The sequence below is a fragment of the Pseudanabaena cinerea FACHB-1277 genome (genome assembly GCF_014696345.1).
GTDB lineage: Bacteria > Cyanobacteriota > Cyanobacteriia > Pseudanabaenales > Pseudanabaenaceae > Pseudanabaena > Pseudanabaena cinerea.
This window is the reverse complement of the sequence record NZ_JACJPY010000023.1, coordinates 45,674-54,108: the sequence shown is the minus strand read 5'-3', so window position 1 is coordinate 54,108 and position 8,435 is coordinate 45,674. Positions and strand designations below refer to the sequence as shown.

Below are 8,435 nucleotides of genomic sequence, written 5' to 3'. Positions count from 1 at the left end.
TCTCCCTTTCGGGTCAGGTTTGCTTCGCTCTCGCTCCGCTTTCCCTTCAGCGCTTTATTAAGTTAACCTGTTTAAATTGCTTTGTCAACCCCTTCTTTGAAAAAGTTTTTCGACAGATTCAAATTAGCTGGTCTATTCCTTACGGTAGAAGGATTGTAGCTCTAAAAAAAGTTTTAGGATTTAGGCAACGCTGCTTCGATAGATTTGGTTACGAGGGCTTGTACAGCCTCTACGCCTTCCCATCCTCTGATTTCGGTTACTTTTTTCTCTAGATTCTTATAAGAGCGGAAAAATTCGGCGATTTCTTCGAGACGATGGGGGGCAATGTCGGCTAGGGTTTTAACTTCGTTGTAGCGTGGGTCTTTGGCGGGAACGCAGAGAATCTTTTCGTCACGATCGCCTCCGTCAATCATGATTAGCATTCCGATGGGACGGGCGGGGATAACGCATCCAGGGAAGGTAGGCTGATCCATGATCACCATGCCATCTAGAGGATCGCCATCATCGGCAAGGGTGTTGGGGACAAAGCCGTAGTCGTAGGGGTACTGTACTGAGGAGTAAAGGACGCGATCTAGGGCGAAGGCGTTAAGATCTTTGTCAAACTCATATTTATTTTTGCTGCCTGCAGGAATTTCAATGAGGACGTTGAGAATTCCTGCTTTGGGTTGGGGTGGGATGAGGGATAAGTCCATATTTTCTGTTTGTGTTTGTTTGTAGATTTTTTTTGAGGGTTTATGAGTAGAGATCGATTGGCAAATTGCTGCCTCATAAAAAAGTATAGGTGTCTATGGTGCTTGTGTTTGAGGTTAATTAGTTACGCTGATATTCACACGCAAAAAAGTATGCTTTACTGTGAGGATGTGAAGTGTGAGGATTTGCATGGTTGTGCATCAGGAAGCTCGATTCCCTATTGGTGTTTTTGATAGTGGGGTTGGGGGACTTACGGTTTTACAAGAAGTTCACCGCCAATTGCCCAATGAGTCTGTGGTTTATTTTGGTGATACGGCAAGGCTGCCCTATGGGAAGCGATCGCCTGCGGAAATTATTGAGTATGTATATGAGATTTTGCACTGGATGCAATCTGAGCGGGTCAAGATGGCAATTATGGCCTGTAATACCAGCTCTGCTTTAGCTTTGGATATTGTGCGAAAAGATTTTGATTTACCAATTTTAGGCTTGATTTTGCCAGGAGCTAGGGCTGCTGTGGGCAAGGGTAAGCGAATTGGGGTAATTGCAACGACGGCAACGGTAAGAAGTGAAGCTTATGTAAGAGCTATTTGTGAGAGTGATCCCCAAGCGCAGGTGTTTCAGGTTGATTGTCCAGAGTTTGTGCCTTTGATTGAATCCGATCGCATTAATGATCCTTATACTTTGCAGGTGGCAAGGGATTATTTGCGACCTTTGGTTGAGGTGGGTATCGATACGCTGGTTTTAGGTTGTACGCATTATCCGCATTTGTCAGGGATATTGCGGATAATCTTGCCAGGACATGTAACTTTAGTGAATCCAGCTTCTTATGTGGTGAAAGCTGCTAGTCAGGAGTTAGATCTGATGGGGTTAAAATGCTCTTGTAGTGGTAAGGCATCGACTAATTTTTTCGTAAGTGGTGACCCTGATCGATTCGCGCAAGTTTCGCGGCGCTGGTTAGGTAAGTTACCTGTGGTGCAGAAGGTTTCTTTGTCTTCTTTGGAGTTGCTTTCTTAGATTGGTTGAGCGCTTGGGAACCAGAAAAAGTCTAAAAGTGGTGCTGCGATGCGCTGTTTTTAGACTTTTTCTGTCATAGGCTGTAGCCATGGCTAGTTTGTATGAGAGAGGGGAGTACGCCTCACAAAGGACAAGATACAAATGCCAATACTTACTCCTGACCACCCAGAGACAATGGTAAGTAAAAGCAAGAGCTGATTGGGGATAGATACTGAAACAAAGTTGTTACTATTGGGGACTATAGTCGCTACGCAAATTAATAATAGGGCTGTGCCAATTTCCCAAGACTGAATATTATAACGAGAATGTTGATTGGCATAATCTTTAGAGCTAAGCAAACTATTAGGCGCGATCGCTTTAAAAAGAGTTCTAGCGATCGCTGGGCTAATCAGGCAAACTGCCAACCAAGCGATCGCATTAATCATTATTTGCTCAGATAACGGTAAGAGAAATAAAATTAGGCAACCAATGGTCATAAAAGAAATACCTGCCAAAATTCCTGCACCTTGAGGTAACAAAACGTTAGACATACCCACACTGTCCCTTTCCGCCTCCTGTTTGGCAAGATGAAATTCATGGCGAATTACCTGCCCCAATTGGTCATTTAATTGATGGCTAGGATGGTTAATAACTTTCTCTGGGCTTGTGTTACTCGATTTTATTGAAGTATGAGATTTATTACTCGTTGGGTCACTTAGTTTGCCCAATGCTTGACCATGCTCGTAATTGCTGCCGATTGTAATCATCGTCATGGTGAGAGGCATAGTAACTTCGCGATGGGAACCCGTTAGCTGCATCCAACTTAGTTCTCCTCCCGCTTCCTGCAATTTACTAATCGACAAGCTTGTAAATGGCCGCAAGTCGATCGCATATTCTGCTGCCATGCCCCACATTCCGCTAAACCGCAGATGTAAAATCTTAGATAAGGGGCGTAATTGGATTTGCCAAGTAAAGAAACCTGTCAAGCCCACGATCGCTACGATCATTGAGGCGATAGCTTTAATATTTGCTGAAAAATCTAGCATTGTCCATAGAAAGAAGCCGAAGACTAACAAAACTAAACCACTAAACTGTCTTGGTTGCTGTCCTAGTGCTGAAGGGCTGACTAATACGGTTTGATCGGAATAAGCAACAACATTGAGAGTATCAATATTTGCTGGATCGGCGGCTAGTTGCAACTTTTTATTTTTCTTTGCTTTAGCTTGAGAATGCAGCGATCGCCATAGTAAGTTAACTGAAATACTTATAAAAATTGATGTGGGCAAAATCCACCAGAGTGCCATAAAGGATTTGGCTATGTTGTCTGTGGCTGGCAAAGTACTTAGCCCAGCAATCAAAATCAGCCAATACAAAGCGATCACCAGAATTTGCCACTGTGAAAATCGATATTCACTATTTTGCTGACACACCAAAATAATATCTTTGGTCGTGAATATCCCTATAATCAAGCCAGTGAGCAGCATTAGGATTGAAATTAATGCTAAATCCCCTAGACTTATCGATAAATGGGGAATTAAATCCATTGATAAATTTATATTTGTCTGCGACAAAAACTGAGCCATAATTCCAGCTAACATCACCCCACCTGTTAGGCCGAAGTTCAGAGAGATGGGATAAGTCGCTTGCCGCCAACCCCACCCAACTTTGCCTGACACTAGTTGTCGCTGTGGTTGAGGTGGTGAAACTTGCATAGGGTATTGGTAATTGGTAATTGGTAATTGGCGTATTTTCGTTAAACTGTGGCGATCGCTTCGTGACGCGCAAAAATCATCCTTCCTGCCGAAGTTTGCAAAGCGCTGGTAACAATCACAATAATTTGCTTACCCAGATATTCCCGACCTTCTTCAATTACCACCATTGTGCCATCTTCGAGATAGCCTATCCCCTGAGAAGCTTCTTTACCTTCTTTGAGTACCTTGATTTCCAGTGCATCTCCTGGTAAGTAGGTGGGGCGCAATGCCTGAGCCAGATCGTTGATATTTAAAACTTCTACCTGCTGCAAATTAGCGACCTTATTTAGGTTGTAGTCGTTGGTAATGAGGGTACAGCTTAGCTCTTGAGCAAGGCGCACTAATTTGGCATCAACGGTATGCACGTCTTCGTAGTCGGCGGAGTGAATGGTGATGCGATCGCTGTACTGCTCACGCATATTGTTGAGAATATCTAGCCCTCTACGCCCACGCACGCGCTTTTGATCGTTAGAGCTGTCGGCGATCGTCTGCAACTCCTGAATCACAAAATGCGGGATCAATAGCTGTCCTTCTAGGAAGCCCGTCTCCATAAGAGTTTGAATTCTGCCATCAATCACAGTACTGGTATCTAGTACCTTAGCGCTGGCGGTGCGGAGAGTGCCATCGGCTAACAAGCTGCTCTCGACATTGTTGGGGTTGATCAATCGCAATAGCGCTCGCCCGTGGGTGTCGGAAAGGGTCATGCCCGAATAGGCGAAAATAATGCTAACTAAAATTGCGGTTAAAGGCTTGATGAAGGTAAAGTCATCGGCAATGGGGATTAGAAATAATGGCGCTAACATCAAGTTAGCCACCAGTAAACCAAAGACTAGCCCCACAGCGCGACCGAGAATAGTTTCGATGGGCAGCGCCCTCACTTCTGACTCGATGCGGCGATAGGTGTGCTGGACGATCAAACCTGCCACCAGTCCGACAAAGGAGCCGAGTCCCATGGTCACCCATCGGAAGTTTTGGACATTAATTTGGGAGATCGTGTCGGTTGGCAAAAAGTCGATGCCGTGAAAGCCAGTACCAGCGCCAGCGAGAATGAATGTAACAATAATAATAGCATCAATCATAGGGCGGAACTCCGCTTAGACGAGTTATGAATAAATAATTGAGATGATTGCAAATAATTTTCGAGACAATTCCTAGCCTAGATGCTTATTGCGGTTTTAGATACTACTCTTCCAACTTTCTCAAGCCTTTATATACAATTCTACACATTTCACAACCTGTCTGTTACTTATGGCAATGAAGATGGCGATCGAGATCACAGGATCAAAGCCTAGCTGTCACTGCGATTCCTCTGCAAAGGCTAGATGATAACTACATAAATAAATTGCTAGATAAATCACCCGACCGATTGAATTAATAGCAGGATGTAGCGATCGCTACTTTTAGTAAATAATTAAGTTAGGCAGTGATGATTCATTTAGAAGCAGTTAGAGCGCAGGAGGCAGTCATGAAATATTCAATCAAATGTTCGGTTAGACAAATTCAGGTCATTAAGCATCAGGTATTAGTGGCAATCTTAGCAATTTCAGGATTTACCATCTCTAGTTTGGCGATCGCTGCTTCTGCTAATGCCCAAACCACAATCATGGCTGCGCTTTACCAAAATCCACCAATGCCCCAATCAGAGATGCAGCGAGAAAATCGTGATGCCAGTATTGGCCAAATCACGATCGCTTTAAGCGATAGTCCTGAAGTAATGGCGATCACTGAAAATATGCTTATAAACGAACCTTACGATCGCATTGTTACAATGAGCCGCAGCCAAGGGATTGCCTGTTTGGTAAATGGTCAAGGTTCTAGCGATGGCGCTGTAATGTGCGGATTGATCGATTACGAATAATAAGAGTACCTATCCTCTTTTTACAGCGCTGAGCGCCCAAATTTCAATCCATAAAAGCTAAAAAGCCTTGCAAAGCAAGGCTTTTTAGCTTTTTATTATGACGCTTTGCGGCATTTTAAAATTTCTTGTCCGAGCGCAAGACGCGGTAAGCCTAAGCGATGTTAGAGTTGTTCTTGACCTCAATTAATTTCTGCAAACCAAACTGAGCGCGTTTGATCTGCTTTTCGCATAACTGCTCAATGTCAGTGCGGCTAATTTCGATCCCATGCTGCGTATCTGTCGCCCGATCAAAGAATACAATGCTGTCGACCTGTTTCATCCCCATCAACCGAAACAGCATTTCAACCACACTATATTCGGCACATTCTAGATTCTCGTCATTGAGCTTGAGGCATTCAATATTCGCAGGGATGCGATCGCAATAGGCATAGATCGTGACCTTTTCAATCTCAGGGTTTTCGTGGTTGCTAAGGGGTGTGAGCAGCCATCCGCCCTCTAGATCTTGGATGACAAAGTAGGATGTATATTTGAGATTTTGGGCGATCGCCTTCAAAACGGAGGCGATCATGCTAACAGCGCTGGCGGTTTCGGCATCGGGAGTACTTTGGACTAACAAAGTTACTTGGTGATCAAGGATTTGGTTGTGCGTTAGCGATTGAGATGACATAGGTTAGAGGGTTTAGCTTAATGATCGGACTGTATTGATGGATTAACCGATTTCTTAAGAACAGGATTTACTGCTATTGGCGCTAGTGACTCTAGGGTGGCAAACAAGGCTTCGCGCATGGTGGATTCTGTTTCGCGGCTAAGCAGCAATTGACAATAATCGGCGATCGCTTCTTCTTGAGCAGCAGGCAAATAATTATCCTTCACATATTGATTAATATGCTTGATTGCCATTAGCCTTGCTAAATCATCCTTAGCGGTCAATTGCGAAATTAATTGATCAAAATTATTTTGTTGACGCTGTAACCATTGCTGAAAAGATTGCCGCAATAGCATTGCGAAAGCGCCCAATGTGCCAACTAGCTGCAAGATACTAGCGCAGGCTAACCAATGATTTTCTTGGGTTGACCATAATGCTAATACCGTATAGGTCAGCATCACAGTTAGCGTCCCGCTTGCTACCGATAGGGTCAGATGTCGATAGGGGCTTTGCGAAAACCGATGAATGCGCCATAGCAATAGATTCCAATTGCTATCTTGGGTCGCATACATGGCTACCATTACTAATATGCCTGCGATCGTGGCGGCGATTAATTGCCAGTTCCAAAACAACAGCATAACGCCAAAAACTAGCAGCAATATCCACACCAACCAGCCATATTCGCGCTCTAACCAAAGCGATCGCGTTGGGCGACGTGGTTGAGGAGATGTTGCTGATGCAGATGATGCAACTGTAGTTTCTTGATTTTGATAAGGTGAATTGTTTACCACTGATGAACCACTTTATCTATGCACTGTAGTTACTTTACAGCGCTTTGCGCTAGATTAAAACCCAGAAAAATTTTGAAAACAGCGCGAAACTGTACTTTCAAGAATTTAGCTAACGTGCGATCGCTAGATTCCTAACTGTCGTCTTGCTTCAAATAATCCTAGAGCTGCACTAACTGAAAGGTTGAGACTACGAACCTTAGGATGCTCCATCGGGATATATACCGAAGAATGGTGATCAATCAAACTGGCGGGCAACCCTTGCGACTCACTACCAAATAGCAGCCAGTCACCATCTTGATAGGCAAATTCTCGAAAATGCTGCTTGCCCCTAGCACTAAAACAAATCCATCGCGCCCCATTAGCTGCCAGAGACAAAGACTCAATGTTAGGGTGAACTGTGACATTCACATATTCCCAGTAGTCAATACCTGCGCGTTTTAATTGGCGATCGCTAATCTCAAAGCCCAACGGCTCCACCAAATGCAAATGCGTATTCGTAGCGGCACAGGTACGGGCAATATTGCCCGTGTTGGGCGGAATTTCTGGATAAATTAAGGCAACTTGCAACATTTTTCTAACAAACAAACCTTAGACACTCTAGCGCTTTTGGCTCTAAAAGTTACTGATGTCATTATTTCTCAATATCTTCAAGGGTTTGTAGCACAAGGCGCTTTGCTTGCAGTTTCCAGCCCCATTTTTGCACAGCGATCGCCCCAGCCGTTCCCACCACAGTGGCGATAAAGTCGATTGGCTGCTCCATAGAGATTCCCAATAGTAAACCCAAACCCGCGATGCCCCACAATGGCAAAGAAACAGACTGACGGTTATTTTCCACGATCTTACTAAGATCGTCAGTGGGCATAACTTCAAGCAGTTCTGCCTTTGCTTGCTTGCGCTCTAAACTAGAGAGGGACAAGCAAAATTTGGGACGCAGCTTTTCAATTTTACGCGCCGTGGTGCTGTACTGCGTCAATTCATCTTCTGCCATCATAATCAAGCGATCGAGTTTTGCCATGGTTATTGAGGTTGTACTTTTTATTTTTTATTTTTCATAGCTTTTGGCTTTTAGCTTTTAGCTTTTAGCTTTTAGCTTTTAGCTTTTAGCTTTTGGCTAATGCTAACTTGAATTTATTAAATAGGCGTACTGATATTGTCAGTACAGCGCTTTGTGCTTATTTAAAATTCAGAAAAAAACTCTAAAAGCGTTGCTTCGCAATACTTTTAGAAACACTTTCGTACTACTCAAAGCCTCAATAGGCTGTAACGTAGGTTTTAATTTCTTGTACCAATAGATTATATTCGCCCACAAGAACATCGTTGATAAATTCTGCTGTTATCGTGGTTTCTCCTTCCCTACTAGTTTGTTCCACAAATTTACATATCTGTGATAATTTAGTTGCGCCGACGCTAGCACTAGTGGATTTTAGAGAATGTGATGCAATTCTTAAGTTTTCTGTATCATTGTCTATAAAAGCTTCTTGAATCTTGTCTATGAGTATTTTGGCTGAGTTAATATAAACAGTGATCAGGTCTGAGAAAGCTAGATCATCGTCAATCATGGCGCGAAGATCTTGAATAGTCTGACATTCAAGTGTTGATAACTCTAAGAAGCTTGTAAAAACTATTGTTTCTTTTGCCACTTCTTCAGCACTATCTTGTTGTAATTCGTACATTGATCTTACCGTTTTCTAACATGGCTTAACTAT

10 protein-coding genes are annotated in these 8,435 nt (G+C 43.4%); 2 read left to right on the top strand and 8 right to left on the bottom strand.

The features are described from left to right. Positions 1–173 precede the first annotated feature (173 nt). Complete coding sequence (locus H6F44_RS09510) at positions 174–692, bottom strand: inorganic diphosphatase (protein ID WP_190350713.1); 519 nt, start codon at positions 690–692, stop codon at positions 174–176. A gap of 187 nt (positions 693–879) precedes the next feature. Between H6F44_RS09510 and murI the strand changes: the two genes are divergently transcribed. Beyond that, positions 880–1,704 carry a glutamate racemase gene (gene murI, locus H6F44_RS09505; protein WP_190350712.1) on the top strand — a complete coding sequence of 275 codons (825 nt, stop codon included), beginning with the start codon at positions 880–882 and terminating at the stop codon, positions 1,702–1,704. Between the two features lie 92 nt (positions 1,705–1,796). On the opposite strand, the gene H6F44_RS09500 is transcribed toward murI, so the two are convergent. Next, on the bottom strand, positions 1,797–3,395 hold the full coding sequence (locus tag H6F44_RS09500; protein WP_190350711.1) for a hypothetical protein: 1,599 nt from the start codon (positions 3,393–3,395) through the stop codon (positions 1,797–1,799). A 41-nt stretch (positions 3,396–3,436) separates the two neighbouring features. Continuing rightward, entirely contained in the window at positions 3,437–4,513 is a 1,077-nt protein-coding gene (locus H6F44_RS09495; RefSeq protein ID WP_190350710.1) for a PIN/TRAM domain-containing protein, read from the bottom strand. Between the two features lie 347 nt (positions 4,514–4,860). On the opposite strand from H6F44_RS09495, the gene H6F44_RS09490 reads away from it, so the two are divergent. Further along, positions 4,861–5,292 carry a hypothetical protein gene (locus H6F44_RS09490; RefSeq protein ID WP_206754450.1) on the top strand — a complete coding sequence of 144 codons (432 nt, stop codon included), beginning with the start codon at positions 4,861–4,863 and terminating at the stop codon, positions 5,290–5,292. A 151-nt stretch (positions 5,293–5,443) separates the two neighbouring features. Here H6F44_RS09490 and H6F44_RS09485 read toward each other — a convergent pair whose 3' ends face one another. The 5 genes from H6F44_RS09485 to H6F44_RS09465 form a co-directional block, all read right to left on the bottom strand. Then, complete coding sequence (locus tag H6F44_RS09485) at positions 5,444–5,959, bottom strand: hypothetical protein (RefSeq protein WP_190350708.1); 516 nt, start codon at positions 5,957–5,959, stop codon at positions 5,444–5,446. A gap of 17 nt (positions 5,960–5,976) precedes the next feature. Then, positions 5,977–6,729: a hypothetical protein gene (locus H6F44_RS09480; protein ID WP_190350707.1), complete on the bottom strand. Its 753-nt coding sequence runs from the start codon at positions 6,727–6,729 to the stop codon at positions 5,977–5,979. A gap of 123 nt (positions 6,730–6,852) precedes the next feature. Next, on the bottom strand, positions 6,853–7,299 hold the full coding sequence (locus H6F44_RS09475; RefSeq protein ID WP_190350706.1) for a tRNA (cytidine(34)-2'-O)-methyltransferase: 447 nt from the start codon (positions 7,297–7,299) through the stop codon (positions 6,853–6,855). Between the two features lie 61 nt (positions 7,300–7,360). Further along, on the bottom strand, positions 7,361–7,744 hold the full coding sequence (locus H6F44_RS09470; protein ID WP_190350705.1) for a hypothetical protein: 384 nt from the start codon (positions 7,742–7,744) through the stop codon (positions 7,361–7,363). Between the two features lie 235 nt (positions 7,745–7,979). Next, positions 7,980–8,402, bottom strand: a complete 423-nt coding sequence (locus H6F44_RS09465) for an Hpt domain-containing protein (protein ID WP_190350704.1) — start codon at positions 8,400–8,402, stop codon at positions 7,980–7,982. Between the last annotated feature and the right edge of the window lie 33 nt (positions 8,403–8,435).

Excerpts from the sequence above, each read along its gene's own strand:
- H6F44_RS09510 (WP_190350713.1), bottom strand. The coding sequence starts at position 692 with ATGGACTTATCCCTCATCCCACCCCAACCCAAAGCAGGAATTCTCAAC.
- murI (WP_190350712.1), top strand. The coding sequence starts at position 880 with ATGGTTGTGCATCAGGAAGCTCGATTCCCTATTGGTGTTTTTGATAGT.
- H6F44_RS09500 (WP_190350711.1), bottom strand. The coding sequence starts at position 3,395 with ATGCAAGTTTCACCACCTCAACCACAGCGACAACTAGTGTCAGGCAAA.
- H6F44_RS09495 (WP_190350710.1), bottom strand. The coding sequence starts at position 4,513 with ATGATTGATGCTATTATTATTGTTACATTCATTCTCGCTGGCGCTGGT.
- H6F44_RS09490 (WP_206754450.1), top strand. The coding sequence starts at position 4,861 with ATGATTCATTTAGAAGCAGTTAGAGCGCAGGAGGCAGTCATGAAATAT.
- H6F44_RS09485 (WP_190350708.1), bottom strand. The coding sequence starts at position 5,959 with ATGTCATCTCAATCGCTAACGCACAACCAAATCCTTGATCACCAAGTA.
- H6F44_RS09475 (WP_190350706.1), bottom strand. The coding sequence starts at position 7,299 with ATGTTGCAAGTTGCCTTAATTTATCCAGAAATTCCGCCCAACACGGGC.
- H6F44_RS09470 (WP_190350705.1), bottom strand. The coding sequence starts at position 7,744 with ATGGCAAAACTCGATCGCTTGATTATGATGGCAGAAGATGAATTGACG.
- H6F44_RS09465 (WP_190350704.1), bottom strand. The coding sequence starts at position 8,402 with ATGTACGAATTACAACAAGATAGTGCTGAAGAAGTGGCAAAAGAAACA.